At 65.0% G+C, this 18869-nt stretch carries 16 protein-coding genes and 2 pseudogenes; 8 read left to right on the top strand and 10 right to left on the bottom strand.

Annotated elements, in window-relative coordinates:
• Positions 1-309: 309 nt before the first annotated feature.
• A complete protein-coding gene (locus OKW35_RS07695) occupies positions 310-636 on the top strand; it encodes a DUF1840 domain-containing protein (RefSeq protein WP_018419249.1) in 327 nt (108 codons plus the stop codon).
• Between the two features lie 517 nt (positions 637-1153).
• Positions 1154-2521 (top strand): group II intron reverse transcriptase/maturase, encoded by a 1368-nt coding sequence (ltrA, locus tag OKW35_RS07690; protein ID WP_429551605.1) that lies wholly within the window; start codon positions 1154-1156, stop codon positions 2519-2521.
• A gap of 113 nt (positions 2522-2634) precedes the next feature.
• Here ltrA and OKW35_RS07685 read toward each other — a convergent pair whose 3' ends face one another.
• The 7 genes and pseudogenes from OKW35_RS07685 to OKW35_RS07655 all read right to left on the bottom strand — a co-directional run bounded on the left by OKW35_RS07685 (position 2635) and on the right by OKW35_RS07655 (position 10796).
• Positions 2635-2832 carry a hypothetical protein gene (locus OKW35_RS07685; protein ID WP_018419250.1) on the bottom strand — a complete coding sequence of 66 codons (198 nt, stop codon included), beginning with the start codon at positions 2830-2832 and terminating at the stop codon, positions 2635-2637.
• Positions 2833-3021: 189 nt separating this feature from the next.
• Positions 3022-5751 (bottom strand): annotated as a pseudogene (gene metH / locus OKW35_RS07680) (methionine synthase); the annotation flags it as partial.
• 68 nt (positions 5752-5819) lie between these two features.
• A complete protein-coding gene (locus OKW35_RS07675) occupies positions 5820-6890 on the bottom strand; it encodes a homocysteine S-methyltransferase family protein (protein WP_184062618.1) in 1071 nt (356 codons plus the stop codon).
• A gap of 293 nt (positions 6891-7183) precedes the next feature.
• Positions 7184-7441, bottom strand: a complete 258-nt coding sequence (locus OKW35_RS07670; protein ID WP_062125693.1) for a BTH_I0359 family protein — start codon at positions 7439-7441, stop codon at positions 7184-7186.
• A 118-nt stretch (positions 7442-7559) separates the two neighbouring features.
• Positions 7560-8348, bottom strand: coding sequence for an alpha/beta fold hydrolase (locus OKW35_RS07665; protein WP_429490764.1), 789 nt, complete (start codon positions 8346-8348; stop codon positions 7560-7562).
• A gap of 150 nt (positions 8349-8498) precedes the next feature.
• Complete coding sequence (locus OKW35_RS07660) at positions 8499-9818, bottom strand: DUF3108 domain-containing protein (protein WP_429551604.1); 1320 nt, start codon at positions 9816-9818, stop codon at positions 8499-8501.
• Between the two features lie 42 nt (positions 9819-9860).
• Positions 9861-10796 (bottom strand): IclR family transcriptional regulator, encoded by a 936-nt coding sequence (locus OKW35_RS07655; protein WP_184062612.1) that lies wholly within the window; start codon positions 10794-10796, stop codon positions 9861-9863.
• A gap of 147 nt (positions 10797-10943) precedes the next feature.
• Between OKW35_RS07655 and OKW35_RS07650 the strand changes: the two genes are divergently transcribed.
• The 6 genes and pseudogenes from OKW35_RS07650 to rfaE2 all read left to right on the top strand — a co-directional run bounded on the left by OKW35_RS07650 (position 10944) and on the right by rfaE2 (position 16592).
• Positions 10944-11927: a fumarylacetoacetate hydrolase family protein gene (locus OKW35_RS07650; protein ID WP_184051339.1), complete on the top strand. Its 984-nt coding sequence runs from the start codon at positions 10944-10946 to the stop codon at positions 11925-11927.
• A 219-nt stretch (positions 11928-12146) separates the two neighbouring features.
• Positions 12147-12731, top strand: a pseudogene (locus OKW35_RS07645) (ABC transporter substrate-binding protein); the annotation flags it as partial.
• A 54-nt stretch (positions 12732-12785) separates the two neighbouring features.
• Positions 12786-13643 (top strand): enoyl-CoA hydratase/isomerase family protein, encoded by an 858-nt coding sequence (locus OKW35_RS07640; RefSeq protein ID WP_090802811.1) that lies wholly within the window; start codon positions 12786-12788, stop codon positions 13641-13643.
• A gap of 82 nt (positions 13644-13725) precedes the next feature.
• The gene (locus OKW35_RS07635; protein WP_429551603.1) at positions 13726-14532 is read left to right on the top strand and encodes a PhaM family polyhydroxyalkanoate granule multifunctional regulatory protein; all 807 of its coding nucleotides are present in this window, start codon (positions 13726-13728) and stop codon (positions 14530-14532) included.
• A 538-nt stretch (positions 14533-15070) separates the two neighbouring features.
• Positions 15071-15949: a ferritin-like domain-containing protein gene (locus OKW35_RS07630; RefSeq protein WP_184026492.1), complete on the top strand. Its 879-nt coding sequence runs from the start codon at positions 15071-15073 to the stop codon at positions 15947-15949.
• A 160-nt stretch (positions 15950-16109) separates the two neighbouring features.
• Positions 16110-16592 carry a D-glycero-beta-D-manno-heptose 1-phosphate adenylyltransferase gene (gene rfaE2 / locus OKW35_RS07625; RefSeq protein ID WP_176109690.1) on the top strand — a complete coding sequence of 161 codons (483 nt, stop codon included), beginning with the start codon at positions 16110-16112 and terminating at the stop codon, positions 16590-16592.
• Positions 16593-16659: 67 nt separating this feature from the next.
• Here rfaE2 and OKW35_RS07620 read toward each other — a convergent pair whose 3' ends face one another.
• From OKW35_RS07620 to OKW35_RS07610, 3 genes are all read right to left on the bottom strand, one after another.
• Positions 16660-16899, bottom strand: a complete 240-nt coding sequence (locus OKW35_RS07620; protein WP_429551602.1) for a hypothetical protein — start codon at positions 16897-16899, stop codon at positions 16660-16662.
• Between the two features lie 159 nt (positions 16900-17058).
• Complete coding sequence (locus OKW35_RS07615; RefSeq protein WP_429551601.1) at positions 17059-17898, bottom strand: type III pantothenate kinase; 840 nt, start codon at positions 17896-17898, stop codon at positions 17059-17061.
• The gene (locus OKW35_RS07610) at positions 17895-18833 is read right to left on the bottom strand and encodes a biotin--[acetyl-CoA-carboxylase] ligase (RefSeq protein WP_429490779.1); all 939 of its coding nucleotides are present in this window, start codon (positions 18831-18833) and stop codon (positions 17895-17897) included. The genes OKW35_RS07615 and OKW35_RS07610 overlap by 4 nt, the downstream gene beginning before the upstream one ends.
• Between the last annotated feature and the right edge of the window lie 36 nt (positions 18834-18869).

Raw genomic sequence — 18869 nt, 5'->3', positions numbered from 1 at the left:
GCAGCGCAACCCGGTGGACTCCGCTCGGCGGCCCGCCGGCACGCAGGCTCGCGCGGCATGCGGATCGCGGCCGATGGTTCGACGCCCCCGCTTGGTACCCGTGCGCGATGCTCGTCGAGCCTTGCCATACGTGGCGCTGGGCGGCGCGCTTTTCCGTTCAGACGGATTTTAGCAGGTGCTAATATGTTCAATGAGTTGCCCACGAGGGGCTGGGGCCGCGGCGCCTTGCCGGCGCCACGTCAGGCGCGCGCTGTTGCCGCCCTTGGGACGCTCATGCATTAACCCGACATAACGAAAAAGGGAACAGTCATGCTGATTACTTTCAAGTGCCACGCCTGCCCGGACGTGATGATGCTGGAGAATCTGGCGCAGTATCTGGTTGGCATTGTCGGCAAACGCCTTGGGCAGCGGGGCGTCATTACTCACGACGAACTGGGCCCGGCCATCGAGAAGCTCGAAGCGGCGATCACCTCCGACAAGCAGGAGCGCGCCGAGCACGAGGGCCATTTCCACGAGGGCGAAGACGGCCGCGATCGTCACGAGATTCCGCCCGGACTCGCGCAGCGCGCGTATCCGTTCCTCGACATGCTGCGCGCGGCGCAGAAGGAAAACGCGGATATCGTCTGGGGGCTTTGATTTCTGCTGGGTCCCGAGCGCCGCGGCCTGGTCTCGGAAGGCCTTCATAAGCGCTTTTGGGGTGCACTCAAAGAAAGGAGCCCGCTTGACGCGGGCTCTTTGTCATTGTGCGCCGAGCATGCGCAACAGCTTGGGGGTGTGAGTCCCCTGTCCAACCTGATGGTGGTGAAGGACTAGCGAAACGCAAGGGCGTCGTCGTGAGGCGGGGTCTGAAGGAAGCGTGTAGCAAAGCCATGACCTGACGAACAGAAACCAGATGCGAGGCCTACCTAGCCGGACGAGCAAGCAATTGATTGCGAAGTCCATAGCCATCAAGGGCTGGGGTGGTAGATCTGGCAGGTGTGTGGTGAAGGCGGTTGCGCTTACCTCGGGAGGCCTGCATGGCGTCCTGGAATCAGGACTGAGCGGCTCGCAAGGGCCGTTGACCACCGTGCAGGAGTCAGCAGAGGGCATATTAGGGCGGCGACGCCTGAAGGCCCGAACGGAAAGGAGCGGCGAGTAAGCCGGAGAACTCGACATGGGAGAGCAGCAGAAAACGCATCGCGTCCTCGACAGCGGAAGCAGGGGTGAAGCCCCGATGGCTGCTGGTGGAGGGGCTGAACCTACGGCGGCGAACCCCGAGTCTGAAAGCCCGTCGGCATATGACCGACTGATGGAAGAAGTCTGCGAAAGGGGGAACCTGAAGCAGGCGTTGAAGCGTGTGAAAGCGAACAAGGGCGCACCGGGCGTGGACGGGATGACCGTTCAGGCATTACCGGCGTACCTGCGGGAGCATTGGCCGTCGATACGGGCCACGCTGCTGAACGGCACATACAAGCCTCAACCTGTGAGACGGGTCGAGATACCCAAGCCGGATGGTGGTGGCGTGCGCAAGCTCGGCATCCCCTCTGCGCTTGATCGATTCGTCCAGCAGGCGGTCTTGCAGGTGTTGCAAAGGCAGTGGGACCCGACGTTCTCGGAGTCCAGCTACGGCTTCCGTCCGGGCCGCTCGGCACATCAGGCCGTGGCGCAGGCGCAAAGCTACATCCAGTCGGGGTACCGATGGGTTGTAGATCTGGATCTGGAGAAATTCTTCGATCGCGTGAGCCACGACATCCTGATGAGTCGGGTGGCAAAGCGAGTCAGCGACAAGCGAATGCTGAAGCTGGTCCGCTCCTTCCTGACGGCGGGTGTGATGGAGCACGGGCTGGTTGGTGCGACGGACGAGGGCACACCCCAGGGTGGTCCCCTGTCCCCGCTATTATCCAATCTGATGCTCGACGATCTTGACCGGGAGCTTGAGCGACGCGGGCTGCGTTTCGCGAGGTACGCTGACGACTGTAACGTCTACGTACGCAGCGAACGCGCGGGCCAGCGTGTGATGGCGGGGCTGAAGGCCTTCCTCGCCGGCAGGCTGAAGCTGACGGTCAACGAGACCAAGAGCGCGGTCGCACGGCCACACACGCGGAAGTTTCTGGGGTTCACCTTCTCGGATCGGGACAAGGTCAAACGGCGTATTGCGCCCAAGGCGCTGTCCCGCCTCAAGGAGCGCATCCGGGAATTGACTCAACGCACGCGCGGGGTCAGCGTCGACCAGATGATCGGCGCGCTGAAACGTTATCTGGCAGGGTGGCGGGGCTACTTCGGTTTCTGCGAAACGCCCAGCGTTCTGCAACGCCTGGATGAATGGATACGCCGCCGCATCCGCTGCTTCTTCTGGAAGCAGTGGAAACGGGGCCGCACAAGATTCCGGGAGCTGACAGTACGCGGCGTCAGCCGAAACCTTGCTGCCCAGACGGTCGGTTCGCCACACGATGCGTGGCGGCTGAGTTGCAGTCCCGCGCTGGGCATCGCCCTGTCAAACCGTTACCTTCGCTCGCTGGGGCTTCCATCACTAAGGCCATAGTCGATTAACCGATCCGAACCGCCGTGTACGGACCCGTACGCACGGTGGTGTGGGAGGGGCCGGGCCGCGAGGCCTGCCCCTATCCCGATCAGAGGGCTTGTCGGCCTCGCCGCTCACTGGCTCGCGGGGGCCGCCGAGGCTGCCGCGCCTTTCTTCATCTTTTGCTTCTTCGCCTTTTTGACATGCGCCTCGGTGGGGGGCGAGTAGGAACTGACCGCGCTCGATCCGCCCGGCGCGGCGGGTTGTGCGAGCGCCACGGAAGCGCCCGCGGCCAGCGAAACAGCGGTCAATAACAGTGTCAGCTTCTTCATACGATTTTTCTCCGTTGACGGTTGCAATCTCGGTGAGCCGGCGCGTTGTGCTCGCGCCTGACGCGATGAAAGCCGACTCAGTCTACAAAGCCGAAATTGCCGTGGCGCCAAATATTCTGTCTTTCGGACTCAATATAGTCGCGCACGCGCGGCTCGGGCCGCACGGCCCGGCCACGTATCGCTTCACGCTCAAAGCAACGGCGCCAACGCGCGCTCGGCGTCCGCTTTCGTGAGCGACATCCGCTGCGCGTAGTCGTCGAGCTGATCCGCGCCGATCTTGCCGACCGAGAAATAGGTGCTGTCCGGATGCGCGAGGTAGAAGCCCGACACGCTCGCCGCCGGCAGCATCGCCAGCGATTCGGTCACGCTCATGTTGATTTCGTTCGCCCGCAGCACGTCGAACATGTCGCGCTTGACGAGGTGGTCGGGGCAGGCCGGATAGCCTGGCGCCGGGCGGATGCCTCGGTATTTTTCGGCGATCAGCTCGTCGCTGGAGAGGTTTTCGCTGTTCGCGTAGCCCCACAGGTCGCGCCGCACGCGCGCGTGCAACGCTTCGGCGAATGCTTCGGCGAGCCGGTCCGCGAGCGCCTTCAGCATGATCGCGCTGTAGTCGTCGAGATCCTTCTCGAACTGCCTCTCCTTCACGTCGACGCCAAGACCCGCCGTCACCGCGAACATGCCGATGTAGTCGGCGACGCCCGAGTCCTTCGGCGCGATGAAGTCGGCCAGCGAGCGGTTCGGTCGCATCACCCCGTCGACCACCGGCCGCACGCTCTGTTGACGCAGATTGCGCCACGTCAGCGCGACTTCGGTGCGCGATTCGTCCGTGTAGATTTCGATGTCGTCGTCGTTCACCGTGTTGGCCGGCAACAGCGTGATCACGCCGTTGGCCTGCAGCCAGCGGCCCTGAATCAGGCGCGCGAGCATCGACTTGCCGTCGGAGAACACGCGCCGCGCCGATTCGCCGACGATCTCGTCATTGAGAATCGCCGGATATGGGCCGGCGAGATCCCACGTCTGGAAGAACGGACCCCAGTCGATATAGTTCGCGAGCTCGTTCAGATCGAAGTTCTTGAACACGCGCCGGCCGATGAACTTCGGCTTGACCGGACGATAGCCTGCCCAGTCGATCTTCGTCTTATTGGCGCGCGCTTGCGCGAGCGTGACCATCGGCTGTGCTTTTTTGTTCGCATGCTGATCGCGGATGCGGTTGTAGTCGGCGTTCAGTTCGTCGATGTACTTCGCGGCGCCCTCGTCGGACAGCAGGCTCGAGGCGACCGATACCGAGCGCGACGCGTCCGGGACGTAGACCACCGGCCCGTCGTAGTGCGGAGAGATCTTCACCGCCGTGTGCACACGCGAGGTCGTCGCGCCGCCGATCAGGAGCGGAATCTTCTTGACGCGGAAGTAGTCGTCGCGCTGCATTTCCGATGCGACGTAGGCCATTTCTTCGAGACTCGGCGTAATCAGGCCCGACAGCCCGATGATGTCCGCGCCCTCGACCTTCGCCTTCGCGAGGATCTCGCTGCACGGGACCATCACGCCCATGTTGACCACTTCGAAGTTGTTGCACTGGAGCACGACCGACACGATGTTCTTGCCGATGTCGTGCACGTCGCCCTTCACGGTCGCGATGACGATCTTGCCCTTGGCGCGCACGTCGCCGCCGGCCGCCGCGAGCTGGCGCTTTTCTTCCTCGATGAACGGGATCAGATGCGCGACCGCCTGCTTCATTACGCGCGCCGACTTCACGACCTGCGGCAGGAACATCTTGCCCTGGCCGAACAGGTCGCCGACGATGTTCATGCCGTCCATCAGCGGGCCTTCGATCACGTTGATCGGACGGCCGCCTGCAGCGGCGATCTTCGCGCGCACTTCCTCGGTGTCTTCGACGATGAACGTGGTGATGCCGCTCACGAGCGCATGCGCGAGACGCTTCTCGACCGGCTGCTTGCGCCACTCGAGGTTCTCTTCCTTCTTCGCGCCGCCGCTTTTGAACTTGTCGGCGATTTCGAGCAGGCGGTCGGTGCCGTCTTGACGGCGATTCAGCACGACGTCTTCGACGAGCTCGCGCAGTTCGGGATCGAGTTCGGCATACACGCCGAGCTGGCCCGCGTTGACGATGCCCATGTCCATCCCCGCCTGGATCGCGTGATAGAGGAACACGGTGTGAATCGCCTCGCGCACCGGATCGTTGCCGCGGAACGAGAACGACACGTTCGACACACCGCCGCTCACCTTCGCGTACGGCAGGTTCTGCTTGATCCAGCGGGTCGCCTCGATGAAGTCGACCGCATAGTTGTTGTGTTCCTCGATGCCGGTCGCGATCGCAAAGATGTTCGGATCGAAGATGATGTCCTCGGGCGGAAAGCCGACTTCGTTAACGAGCACGTCGTACGAGCGCTTGCAAATCCCGGTCTTGCGCTGGAACGTATCGGCCTGGCCCTGTTCGTCGAACGCCATCACGACCGCAGCCGCGCCATAGCGGCGAATCAGCTTCGCATGATGAACGAACGCTTCCTTGCCTTCCTTCAGCGAGATCGAGTTGACGATCGCCTTGCCCTGCACGCACTTGAGACCCGCCTCGATCACGTCCCACTTCGACGAGTCGATCATGATCGGCACGCGCGCGATGTCCGGCTCCGACGCGATCAGATTCATGAAGCGGACCATTGCCGCTTTCGAATCGAGCATCGCCTCGTCCATGTTGATGTCGATTACCTGCGCGCCGTTCTCGACCTGGTGGCGCGCGACGGCCAATGCTTCGTCGAACTGATTGTTCAGGATCATTCGCGCGAACGCTTTCGAGCCGGTCACATTGGTGCGTTCGCCAACGTTGATGAAGAGCGTCCCGGACGTGACGTTGAACGGCTCGAGGCCGGCAAGGCGCATGGTGTGATCGGTCATGGCGTGTGTGCGAGTCGGGTGCGTGCGTTAAAGGACGTGCAGGACGTGCAGGGCGTCGGGGCGAAGTGTTTCAGGCGGGCTCAGGCCGCGTCGCGATACTGGCTCGGCCACTTGCGCGGCTTCAGCTCGGCGAGCGCCTTCGCGATCGCCGCGATGTGCTCGGGCGTCGTGCCGCAGCAGCCGCCCGCGATGTTCACGAGCCCCGCTTCGGCGAATTCCTTCAGCAGGCCAGAGGTATCCGCGGGCAATTCGTCGAAGCCGGTGTCGCTCATCGGGTTCGGCAGGCCGGCGTTCGGATAGCACGACACGTAGGTGTCGCACAGCTTCGCGAGCTCGGCGATGTACGGACGCATCAGCGCCGCGCCGAGCGCGCAGTTCAGGCCGAACGTGAGCGGCTTCGCGTGACGCAACGAGTTCCAGAAGGCCTCGACGGTCTGGCCCGACAGAATGCGGCCCGACGCATCGGTGACGGTGCCCGAGATCATGATCGGCAGACGCTCGCCGGTGTTTTCGAACAGCTCGTCGAGCGCGAACAGTGCGGCCTTCGCATTCAGCGTGTCGAAGATCGTTTCGACGAGGAACAGGTCCGCGCCGCCGTCGAGCAGCGCTTTCGCCTGCTCGTAGTACGCGGCGCGCAGTTCGTCGAAGGTCACGTTGCGCGCGCCCGGATCGTTGACGTCCGGCGAAATGCTGGCGGTTTTCGGCGTCGGGCCGATCGCGCCGGCGACGAAGCGCGGCTTGTCCGGCGTTGTGTATTTGTCGCACGCGGCGCGCGCGAGCTTCGCCGATTCGATGTTCATCTCGACGGCGAGCGATTCCATGCCGTAGTCGGCCTGCGCGACCGTGGTCGCGCCGAACGTGTTGGTCTCGATGATATCCGAGCCCGCCGCGAGATACTGCTCGTGAATCTCGGCGATGATCTGCGGCTGGGTGATCGACAGCAGTTCGTTGTTGCCCTTGATGTCGCGCGCGTAGTCCTTGAAGCGCTCGCCGCGATAGCTGGCTTCGTCGAGCTTGTAGCGCTGGATCATCGTGCCCATCGCGCCGTCCAGAATCAGGATGCGCGAGTTCAGCAGCGCGGGCAGCGCTGCGCCGCGGGTGTAGGCGGGCTCCGAACGGACTGGCGTGATGGATTGAGCAGGCTGGGTCATGGCGGACGAGGGCTTGCGCCGGCGTTGGCGGAAAACCTGTCATTGTAGCCGCAGCCGGGCGGATACGCCCGCCGCGGAGGAGACTGCGAGGCGCGGCCGGCAAAATCGACCGATACGAACGCGCCGCGCCGGGAATTCAGAAACGCGCTAACAAACGATGCAATAAAAAACGGCCCGGCAAGCCAAAGCCTGCCGGGCCGTTTCGCTGCCGCCGACCGCTTGATGGAACCCGCCGGCAAAGCCGCGCGGTGCGGTCGATCGATGTCGCCAGAGCGCCAGCTGAACACCTCCGGTCAATGCAGGACCACCGGTTGATGCATCAGACTGTCGAATTGACCGAGGAATTCATCAACCTCGTCGAGCGTCGGCTCGCCTTCGATCAGCTTTTGCACATGCTCGCGAAAACGCGCCGCCATTGCCCCGTCGATGTAGATTTCGCGCTGCATGTTCTTGTCGACAATCTCATAGCCGCCCGACTTCATGGCAAGCAGACCTTCCTGCGGAGGAAACTCGACGACACAGTAGTTAGGGCTGTTATAGATCATTTGCATGGCGACACTCCTTATTTCCGTTGGGCTCCTGCCCTTTTCTGCACCGTAGGTGGAGCATGTGGGATGGAATTCAAGGGGTGGGTCCGGACGACGCAAGTAAAAACTCCGGACCTGACGGTTAGACTCGCCGCTCCAGAAACGATTCAAGCAAGGCGGCAAAACGCTGTGATTGCTCGATTGGCGCGAGATGCGCGGCGTCCAGCAACTCGAAGCGGGCGCCCTCGATCGCCTCCGCTATTGCCTGCGTAGCAGCAGGGGGCGTGCCAGTGTCGTGACGTCCGGCCACCGTCAGCGTCGGCGAGCGGATTGCGCCGTGCTGGCCGCGAAGGTCGAAATCGCGCAGTGCCTCGCAGGCCATCGCAAAACCTTCCGGCGAGGTGCGCGCAAATGTCTCACGGATCGGCTCGACCGCTTCGGGATGGGCGGCCTGAAAGTCGGGCGTGAGCCAACGCGCGATCGTCGACGGTAACAGCGCCTCCATGCCGTCGCTGCGCGCGGTGTGGGCGCGCTGATTCCACAACTCACGGTTCTCGGGCGGAGTGCCGCCGGTGCTGTCGGCAATCGTCAGCGTGTCGATTCGCGATGGATGGTCGAGCGCGAACTGCTGCGCAATCATGCCGCCGAGCGACAGGCCGACCAGGTGCGTCGTCCGCGCGCCGAGGGCATCGAGCAGTTTGGCGAGATCGTCGGCCAGATCGCGCATGGCGAACGGCTCGCGCGCAACCGCGCTGTGGCCGTGGCCGCGCACGTCGTAGCGCAGCACCGTGTAATCGTCGCGGAAATAGCCTGCCATCTGATCCCAGATGGAAAGATCGCCGCCCAACTGATGGATGAACGTGAGCCACGGGCCGCCGCCTTCGTTGCTCAGCACGTAGCGTGTGTCGATACCGTTGATGTTCACTTGCATGCGGACTCCTTTGAAGGAAACGCAGTGAAAAAGCGCGGTGGGTCGCCTCGTTCGCGCGAACGGGGCTCCATTGACGTGCGAGTCAGCGTTGCAAAGGAAGTTTCGCCGATCTCGTGCGGATTTGCTCGTGACACTCTGTCACGAAACCTGTCACGGTTTGATGATGGTCGGAGCGGTCGAATCGACCGGTGCAGCTGGGGCGGCCTCGGGTGTTACTGCCGATGCGTCGGCCGGAGCTGGCGCCGGCGTTGCAGGGCCCGTGGCAGCGGGGGCTGCGGGTGCAGCAGGCGTGGCCGGCGCGCCACCATTGCCGCGGTCATCCGGCGACGTGCCATCGACATTCAGCTTGCCGCGCCACACCAGTTCGAACTGGGTACCGTTCGGCTCCGTCTGCAGGATGCGCGCCGGCAGCCAGCCAAGGGACGGGGCGAGCCACACGTCGACGCGGCGCTGGTCGCCATCGTGCCGCGGCAGACGTTTGAAGTGACGCGTCTCCAGATAGCCTTGCGCGGCGCGGATCGTTTCGTCGCCGATCGTCTCGATCGGCCAATTCTCGCCGCTATCGGTATCGACGACGAAAAACTGTCGCGTCACGCCAGGCTTATAGGCGTCAGGATCGCCGCGCACGAGGCTCGCGAGCTGCATCACGACACTGAAGCGATCCTGTGCGCCGTCGGGCAACGGCAACGAGGCGGGCGTGCGCGTAAAGCCAACCTTCTTGTCGTTGCGATTGAAGATCGCGATGTCTTCGGCGCGACGGCCACGCTTTTCGCTGTACTGCGCCGGCGCGAGGCCAAAGGCATCGATGCCGCCGTGGCTCGAAAACACGAACGGACCGACGAACGGCAGCGGCACTGATACGACCATTTCGTAGCCCTGCCCGTCGCTCGCCCAATGGATCGTGCCGGGCGCGTTGCGCACGCCGTTGTAGAACGTGTCGTAGTCGAGTTCGGCCGACGGCGGTACCGAAAACTTCACGCCCTGCGACGCTTGCGGCGCGCTGGCCGCGGCAGGGGCGCTCGCGACGGCGCCACGGGCATTCGCATGGGCCGATGGATTCGCGTTCGCGGTGGCGGGTGGCGCGCTAGCCGCCACCTCCGATGCCGGCGTGGCCGCGGGCTCGTTCGGTTTGGCCGGTTGCAACGCGGTCATCACATGCTGCTCGCGCGGCGGCCTCGCCGCGGGCTTGCGTGCTGGCGAGGGCGGATGCGGTGCCGGCACGGCGGGCGGTGGCGCGGGTTGACGCTCGACCCTTTCGGGCGTCAGCAGCACGACCTGCACCGGCACATGCTCGCGATTCGCCGGATTCAGATCCACGCGATTGCGCTCGAACCATTGCGCCGCGATCCAGTGCACAACCGCGACGGCCGCGAGGACGGCGATCCAGCGCCACGCGCGCGCGCCGCGTCCCGGCCCGCTACCAAAAGCGGGCAGGCGATCATGACGGCGGTTGGCGGAAGCAAAATCCATCGGCGTTTGAATCGGTGAGAGCGTGAAAGGATACGGTGCGTATCAACCGTTGTCACCACGCGGGGTCGCGCTATAGCCGAGTTCGTACGACAGCTTGCGCGCGCATTCGCGCAGCGCGGTATCGATCTCGCCGCCCCAGCGGATATCGAACGCGCCTTCATGGCCGAGCGCGACGAGACCGAGCGCGAGTTCGCCGGTCGAATCGAACACCGGCAACGAAAACGCGTGGATCGTCGGCAGCAGCATGCCTTCGACGCGCGCAGCCTCGTGCTCGCGCACCTCGGCGAGCACCTTGTCGACCTCTTCGCGGGTGCGTGGCGCGCCGCTATACGACGAGCGCCGCGAGTCGGCCAGCTCGCGCTCGAGCATCGCGGCGGTCTTGCCGGACGGCAGGTAGGCGGCGAACAGCAGACCGGTCGCCGAACTGAGCAAGGGCATCACGTCGCCGAGCTTCAGCGACGCCTTGGCCGGGTAGCTCGACTCCATCCAGTGAACCATCGTCGGTCCCTGATTGCCCCACACCGCGATGCCGACGGTCAGATCGAGCCGGTCGCGCAGCTCGGCGAGCGCGATGCGCGCGAGCTTCACACCGTCGACGCGAGCAAGCCGCGCGAGCCCCAGCTGCAAAGCGAAGCCGCCGAGTTCGTAGCGGCCCGACAGCGGGTCCTGCGCGACCACGCCGAGACGCAGAAAGCTGACCAGATAGCGATGCGCCTTCGCCGGACTCATGCCCGCGCGCTGCGCGAGATCGCGCAGCATCATCGCGCGCGGCTCGTGGGTCAGCACGTCGAGCAGCCTGAAACCGACCTCGATCGACTGGATGCCCGAGCGCAGTTTTTCTTCGCCGGGTTCGCCGGGTTCGCCGGGTTCGTCATCGGCGCCGGTGGCGTCGGTTGCATGGGCGGGATCGAGCAGATCGTCGGCGGACGCGGGGTCGGTGCGGGTGCGGATCGTGCCGGAGCGGGCGTTGGCGGACATGTGCAAAAGGCGCGGGCAGCGCGTTCGGTGATCGTAATGGAGACGGCTACGGTGACACGACGACGAACACGCAGATATTGGGCCGCGCCGATTCACCATCGTAGAATACATTCCTTCCATCGTCACTAATACACGGTTCACAGCTCTATGAAACTTGCCTCGCTGAAGGACGGCACGCGCGACGGTCAACTGATCGTCGTGTCCCGCGACCTGCACACGGCGGCCATCGCCGACGCGATCGCGCCCACGCTGCAGCGCGTGCTCGACGACTGGGCCTTCTACGCGCCGCAACTGCATGACCTTTACGATGCGCTGAACCAGGGCCGTGCGCGCAACAGCTTTTCATTCGACGCCAAAGAGTGCATGGCGCCGCTGCCGCGCGCGTTCCAGTGGGCCGACGGCTCGTCGTACGTGAACCACGTCGAGCTCGTGCGGCGCGCGCGCGGCGCGCAAATGCCGCCAGAATTCTGGACCGACCCGCTGATGTACCAGGGCGGTAGCGACGATTTCATCGGCCCGCGCGACGACGTGGCGTGCGCATCGGAAGAGTACGGCATCGACTTCGAGGCCGAAGTCGCGGTCGTCACCGGCGATGTGCGGATGGGCGCGACGCCCGAGCAGGCCCTGCGCGGCGTGCGGCTGGTCATGCTCGTCAACGACGTGTCGCTACGCAACCTGATCCCCGCCGAACTCGCGAAGGGCTTCGGCTTTTTTCAGAGCAAGCCGGCCACCTCATTCGCGCCGGTCGCCGTGACGCCCGACGAGCTCGGCGAACACTGGCGCGAAGGCCGCGTGCATCGGCCGATGATCGTCCACTGGAACGGCAGGAAGGTCGGCCAGCCCGACGCGGGCACCGATATGGTGTTTCACTTCGGTCAGCTGATCGCGCATGCCGCGAAAACGCGCAATCTGCGTGCTGGTGCCATCGTCGGTTCGGGCACGGTGTCGAACAAGGACGCGAAACGCGGCTACTGCTGTATCGCCGAGAAGCGCTGCCTCGAAACGATCGAGCACGGCGCGCCGCAAACGGAGTTCATGAAATACGGCGACACCGTGAGGATCGAAATGTTCGACGATGCGGGCAAGTCGATTTTCGGCGCGATCGAGCAGAGCATCGCGCCGCTCGAATGAAGCGCGGCGCTCACGCGGCAATGCTGTGACGCGGGCGGCACGCGCGAAAGGGTTTCGCCCGATGCCGCCACTTGCGCGCGCGGCTACACTGCGGCAAACATCACAACGAAAACCCCGACGTGAGGAGACAGCATGCCGCGATTGGACTTCTCCACAGCTGAACGTCGGCGCGCTTGCGCGTCGCCCGTTGAAGCGCGCACGAGCGCGCGTGGCTTGCGTCAACGTTTCAATCGCACCGATCCGAGCGTGACCGGCCAGGTGCTGAAGATTCTCGCGACCCACCCCGACGCGGTAGTGGTCGGCGCGGCCGGCACGCCTGCCGCGCTGCCGCCGAAAACGCTGCGCGAGCGCGGCTACAAAGGCGTCATCTATCACAACCACGGCGTCGGCAATAACGACTTCCTGCGCGTGTGCGGCGCCGATTGCAACGGCACCTTCCTGCCCGCGAGCCCGGTGCTGGTCGCCGCGCAATTGCCAGCCGATCATCCGGCCAGGCGTCTCGCCCTCGATTACATCGCGCGCTTCGAGGCGCAGCACGGGGCGGGCAGCGTGTCGGCATTCGGTTCGTACACGTCGGACGCGGGCGCGTTGCTCGAGCATGCGATTCCGCTCGCGCTGAAAGCCGGCGCGCCCGGCACGCCGCCGTTTCGCCGCGCGCTGCGCGACGCGCTCGAAGGAACACGCGGTCTCGCGGACACCAATGGCGTCGTCAACATGAGCGCGGCCGATCATCTCGGGCTCGATCAGCGCGCCCGCGTGATGGTCGAAATCACCAATGGCAAGTGGCTTTATCAGCCGCATTGAACGGGGCGCGCCGTTGCGTCCGCGACTGAACGAATCTCCTCCGGACTGCTCACCATGCCTCAGCCATCGCAACCGAACGACGCGTACTACGCGCACTACCAGTCGCTGCGTTTGCAGCGTCATCCGCATGGCGTGCTCGAAGTCGTGATGAGCGGCGAGGGCGCGAATAAAAGCGGCCTCGCGACCGCGAACGCACGCATGCATTACGAGCTCGCGGAAATCTGGCGCGATATCGATCGCGATCCCGATACGCGCGTCGCGATCATTCGCGGCGAGGGTAAAGGCTTTTCGGCCGGCGGCGATCTGCAGCTCGTCGAGGACATGGCGAACGATTTCGAGGTGCGCACGCGTGTGTGGCGCGAAGCGCGCGATCTCGTCTACAACGTGATCAACTGCGGCAAGCCGATCGTGTCGGCGATGCACGGGCCGGCGGTCGGCGCGGGGCTCGTCGCGGGGCTGCTCGCCGATATCTCGATCGCGGCGAAGACGGCCCGCATCATCGACGGACACACGCGCCTCGGCGTCGCCGCGGGCGATCATGCGGCGATCGTCTGGCCGCTCCTGTGCGGCATGGCGAAGGCGAAGTACTACCTGCTGCTGTGCGAGCCGGTGAGCGGCGAGGAGGCGGAGCGCATCGGGCTCGTGTCACTGGCCGTCGACGAAAGCGATCTGCTGCCGAAGGCGTTCGAAGTCGCGCGCAAGCTGGCCGACGGTTCGCAGACCGCCATCCGTTGGACCAAGTACGCGTTGAACAACTGGCTGCGCACGGCGGGCCCGGCGTTCGATACGTCGCTCGCGCTGGAATTCATGGGCTTCGCGGGGCCCGACGTGCGCGAGGGCCTGAGCTCGTTGCGCGAGCGGCGCGCGCCCGATTTTGGCGCGGGCGGTCCACGTAACGACCAACGATCGTGATGTCATACCCCACACGGTATGATCGAATCGACGCGCGCGGCATCGCGCGCTCCACCTATCATCCAGCACCGAGGCGACAACCATGACCGACACCACTGGCTCCGCGCCGCCCTTTCCCGGCTTCCCCGGTTTTCCGCCCGCTGAAATGCTCGATCGCATGTGGAGCATGATTCGGCTGTCGCCGTTCGGCGCCGCCATGACGGGCGCGCAGCCGGGTGGGGGCACGAGTCCGTCGCTGTCGATGATGTCCGACATGATGGCGCCGCTCACGAGCGTCGAGGAACTCGACAAGCGCATCACCGACATGCGCGCGGTCGAGCAATGGCTGAAGCTGAACCTGAGCATGCTGCAGTCGGCGATCCAGGCGCTCGAAGTGCAACGTGCGACGCTCGCGACGCTGCGCGCGTTCGGCGCGTTCGCGCAATCGTCGATGTCGCAGGCGGCGGCTGCTGCGTCGGGTGCCGCCGCGAGTGACGCGCCGAACACCGCCCCGAGCCCCGCCCGGGCGCCGAGTTGGACGAAGCCGGCCGAGCCCACGCCCGAAAGCGCCACGCAGGCCGACAGCGACGAAGAGGAAGCGCCCGCGGCGCCCGGCTTCGATGCGTCCGCGTGGTGGAATCTGCTGCAATCGCAGTTCAACCAGATCGCGCAGTTCGCGATGACGCAGCCGTCCGTCGCGGTCGCCGCGGCGGGCGGGGGCACGCAGGGCAAGCCGGAACCGTCGAAGGCCGCGGATGCGTCGGGCGCCGATGCGTCGGGCGCCGATGCGTCGGGCGCCGCCGCGCAAAACGCGAAGCCCGCCGTCAAACGGCCGGCGGCGAAGCGCGCCGCGCCGTCGGCCAAACGCGCGGCCGGAACGAGCGCGGCAACGCCGAAAAAGTCGACGTGAGCCGGACGGCGCGCCGGGAATCAGTGGCCGTTGATGAAGGCCACTGATCGGCTGCGTTTTTCCCTATTCCAGCGCCGGCGGTTTCCGCCCGCGCGAATCGCCGACTTTATTGAGAGAAGTCAATACCACCGTGCGCTCGCGCCGCTTCTGTCACGGGTTTCGTGGGAGGCGCGTGCTATCATTGTGTAAGCTTGATCTGGCTTTGGGGCGTGCGCCGAAAACAACCAATCCCGCCGCCCTCGCGTCAGTCGCCGCCGGCGCTACCGGTACGGGGCGGGACGGTGCGGTTGCCAGACCCAGACTGGCTCGACCTCAGGCAAAGGGTATCCCTCCCACGGTTGGCCACGGCGCCTGATTCACGCTTCAGGCGCCAATACAAAAGCCCGGACTTCTTTGCTGCCCGATGCTTCTGGGCGGCTGATTAACGCGTAAAATTGAATGCTTGGCCGATAAACGGCGCGTCCGTTCGTCGTAGGTAAAAACGGCTACACGTAGCAGCAACAGACACACACAGTATGTGCAGAACAGGGGTGGGACTATGAACACCATGCTTTATCCGGAACTTTATAAATCGCTCGAATCCGTTCGATGGGACATGGAGAAGGACATTCCCTGGGACAAATTCGATGCATCGCTGTTGACCGACGAGCAAGCCGCGACGATCAAGATGAACGCGATCACGGAATGGTCGGCGTTGCCCGCCACGGAAATGTTTCTGCGTGACAATCATCACGACAGCGATTTCTCCGCATTCATGAGCGTGTGGTTCTTCGAGGAGCAGAAGCACTCGCTGGTGCTGATGGAATACCTGCGCCGCTTCAAGCCGGAACTGGTCCCGACCGAAGAGGAACTGCACGCAGTGCGCTTCGAGTTCGATCCCGCACCGCCGCTCGAAACGCTGATGTTGCACTTCTGCGGCGAAATCCGCCTGAATCACTGGTATCGCCGCGCCGCCGAATGGCATACCGAGCCAGTCATCAAGCACATCTACGAAACTATCTCGCGCGACGAAGCGCGCCACGGCGGCGCGTATCTGCGCTACATGAAGAAGGCGATGGCGCAAACCGGCGACATCGCGCGTGCCGCGTTCGCGAAGATCGGCGTGCTGATGGCGTCGGCGCGTCGCACCGAAAAGCCGCTGCACCCCACCAACCTGCACGTGAACCAGGCGCTGTTCCCGCGCGACACGATCCAGTCGCGTCTGCCGGATCCGGAATGGCTCGAGCGCTGGCTCGACGAGCAGATCCGTTTCGACGACGGCTGGGAAAAGAAGGTCATCGAGCGCATTCTGCACAACCTGTCGCTGCTGTTCGAACGCACGTTCAACACAGCGCAGGAACTGAACCGTTATCGCAAGGAAGTGGTCGCGCGTCTGCAAGCCGCTGAACAAAACCCGGCGCAGCAGCAGCCGGCGTAACGACTCAGGCGTTTCAGCACCGTATCAAACGGCGGTCCGGCAAGCGCGAGCTTGCCGGACCGTTTTGCTTCGGGCCGTCCACCGTGTATCGTGACGGCACCTGGCATTCCTGTTCCCGTCACGCCCCAACTCCCTAATTCCCCAACTCTGTGACCGTGCGATGACCGCCATCTTTGAACGCAAGATTCTGACGCGCGATGCCCTGGTGAAGCTTCGTCCTTCGCTGCGCGCGCCCGTCGTGTTTACGAACGGCGTGTTCGATATCCTGCATCGTGGTCACGTTACCTATCTGGCCGACGCAAAGGCGCTGGGCGCGTGCCTGATCGTTGGTGTCAATAGCGACGCGTCGGTGCGGATGCTCGGCAAAGGCGACGACCGGCCGATCAACAACGAGGCCGACCGCATGGCCTTGCTAGCGGCGCTGGAAAGCGTCGATTACGTGGTGGGCTTCGGCGAGAAGACGCCGGTCGAGCTAATTTCCGCGCTGCGCCCGGACGTGCTCGTGAAGGGCGGCGACTACGACATGGACGCGCTGCCCGAATCGGCGCTCGTGCGCGGTTGGGGCGGCAAGGCGCTCGCGATTGCGTTCGAGCACGATCGCTCGACGACCGCGCTGTTGAAGAAGGTGCGGACGCAGGATTGATGCCGCCCGTTACCGCAAAACGCGCGGCGCACTGCTGAACTTCTAACCGATCGCGTCGCTCACCTGATTACTGCGGCAACTCCGATGTCGAAATCGGCGCCTGCGGCGCGGGTCCGCCGACCACCGCCTGGTCGACCGCATCGGCGGCGCTGACCGGCCGCACCTTCAGCCAGTCCGGATGAATCTGGCGATTCAGATGATTCGGCTCGCGTCCGCTGGCGGTGGGTGTGGGGCCGAAGGCGCCAAGCAGCGCGACGAAAGCCAGCACGTTGACAACAATCAGAATGGCGATCGGCCAGCGAAGCATTGTGGGTGTTTCCAATTCAGAAAGAAGTTGAGCCTGGGGCGTGCGGGAAAGACTCGGGTTCGGAAAATGGGCGGCGAATTGCGCGCAACTCAGGCGCACGTTCTACACGTACATCACGCGCCACCCGGTCGTGAATCGAACGCTAGCCACGGCAGGCAATCAGCCGCTTTGCCGCGCCGTATCCTCGGCTGCGATCAGCGCAAGCCCTGACAGCACCAGCGAATCGTGGCGAGTATGCGGCACTTTCAGGGTACTCGCCACTTCGTCGGCGGCGCCGCCGCTGACCACGAGACGCACCGGCACCTGCCACTCATCCTGCAGGTCCCGCCACATCCGCTCGATCAATCCGGCCTGCGCCAGCGTGCAGCCCGCCGACAGCGAGCGCGGCGTATCCGTTGCGAAGAACGGCCCGCGACGGACCGCGCCGGTGGTATCGGCGGAGTCGAGCAGACCGCGCGCGCGCGCGGCGTCGAGCGTCGGCAGTTGCGCGGTGTGCTCACCGAGCGAGCGCATCATCAGCGTCCAGCCCGGCGCAATCAATCCGCCGATAAACGCGCCATCGGCGCGCAAGGCCTCGAGCGTCGTCGCGGTCCCGAAGGTCGCGAGCAGCAGATGCTCGCCGGGAAAGGTCGCGTGCGCGCCGATCATGCCGGCCCAGCGGTCGCTGCCGAGCGAGTCCGGTGTCGTGTAGCAATTGGTCACGCCGCATCGACGAGCACTTGCGCGGATCGTCGCGAGCGGCAGTCGCGGCCAGTGCGCGTCGACGAGCGCCGCGATGTGCGTCGCGACCTCCGCGCCCGCGACGTTGGAGAGCCACGCGCCGCATGGCGCCGGCCAGTCAGTCCAAGCGGGTTGCGCACCTGACCGCGCGCGTGGCCCGGCAAGGTCGTCATGCGCGAGCGCGCCGCTCGCCAACTGCGTCCCATCGGGCTGCACCAGCGCCCACTTGATCCGGCTATTGCCCGCGTCGATCAGCAGATATGGCGCGCGCTGCCTCATGCGACACCGTGGGCGAGGCGCAGCGACACGTCGCCGGTCGCGATGCTCTGGCGGCCCTCAGCCGTATCGAGCAGCAACTGGCCACGCTCGTCAACGCCCGCCGCCACGCCGCGCGCGAGCTCCTGGCCTTGTTCGAGCAGCACGACGTCGCGGCCCGCGTAAGCATGCACCGCGTTCCAGCGCGGCTGGAACGGCGCGAAGCCTTCGGCGCCGAAGCGCTGCAGCATCGGTTCGAGCGCGTTCAATTCGGCTGCCAGCGTATCGGTCAGATTCGCGTTCGGCAGCGCGCGTTGCAACGCGGTCGGCACGGTGCCGAGCGCCTGCGGCGGTACCTCGGCGTTCAGCGCGCCCACCTTCGCCGCGAGTTCGTCGGCGCCTTTCACGTTGGTGCCGATGCCGATCACGACCGCGCTCGCGTCGTCGGTGCTCCACGCGGTTTCGATCAGGATGCCGGCGAGCTTGTCGCCTTCGAGCAGCACGTCGTTCGGCCACTTCAGCGCGATCTGTCCGGGACCCGCGACCGGTAGCGAGCGCAGCCCGTCGACGAGCGCGACGCCCACCGCGAGACTCAAGCCCCCGAGCCCTTCGAGCGGTCGCGGCAAGACGCACGCGACCGAAAACAGCAGCGCGTTGCCGGGCTCCGCGTACCACGGCCGCCCACGGCGGCCGCGCCCGGCGGTCTGCAGATACGCGACGCGCACGATCGGCCGCGGCAGCGCGTTCGCGCGGCGCGGCAGGGCTTTCACGTGGGTCATCAAGTCGGCGTTGGTCGAGCCGGTTTCTTCGACGATTTCGATCGGCCAGTCATGCGCATGCGCGCCGAACAGCTTGACCGCGCGTTCGCGATCGATGCGCCAGTCGGTCGAAGCCGACGACGAGGCTGGTGCCGCGCTTGTCGCTGCGGACGGGGAGGCGGGATTCTTGGAGGTATTCATGTCCCATATTGTAGCCACAGCGAACCCGCCCGGGAC

Source organism: Paraburkholderia sp. MM5477-R1 (genome assembly GCF_050436385.1).
Taxonomy (GTDB): domain Bacteria; phylum Pseudomonadota; class Gammaproteobacteria; order Burkholderiales; family Burkholderiaceae; genus Paraburkholderia; species Paraburkholderia tuberum.
This window is presented reverse-complemented; position numbering and strand designations above follow the sequence as displayed.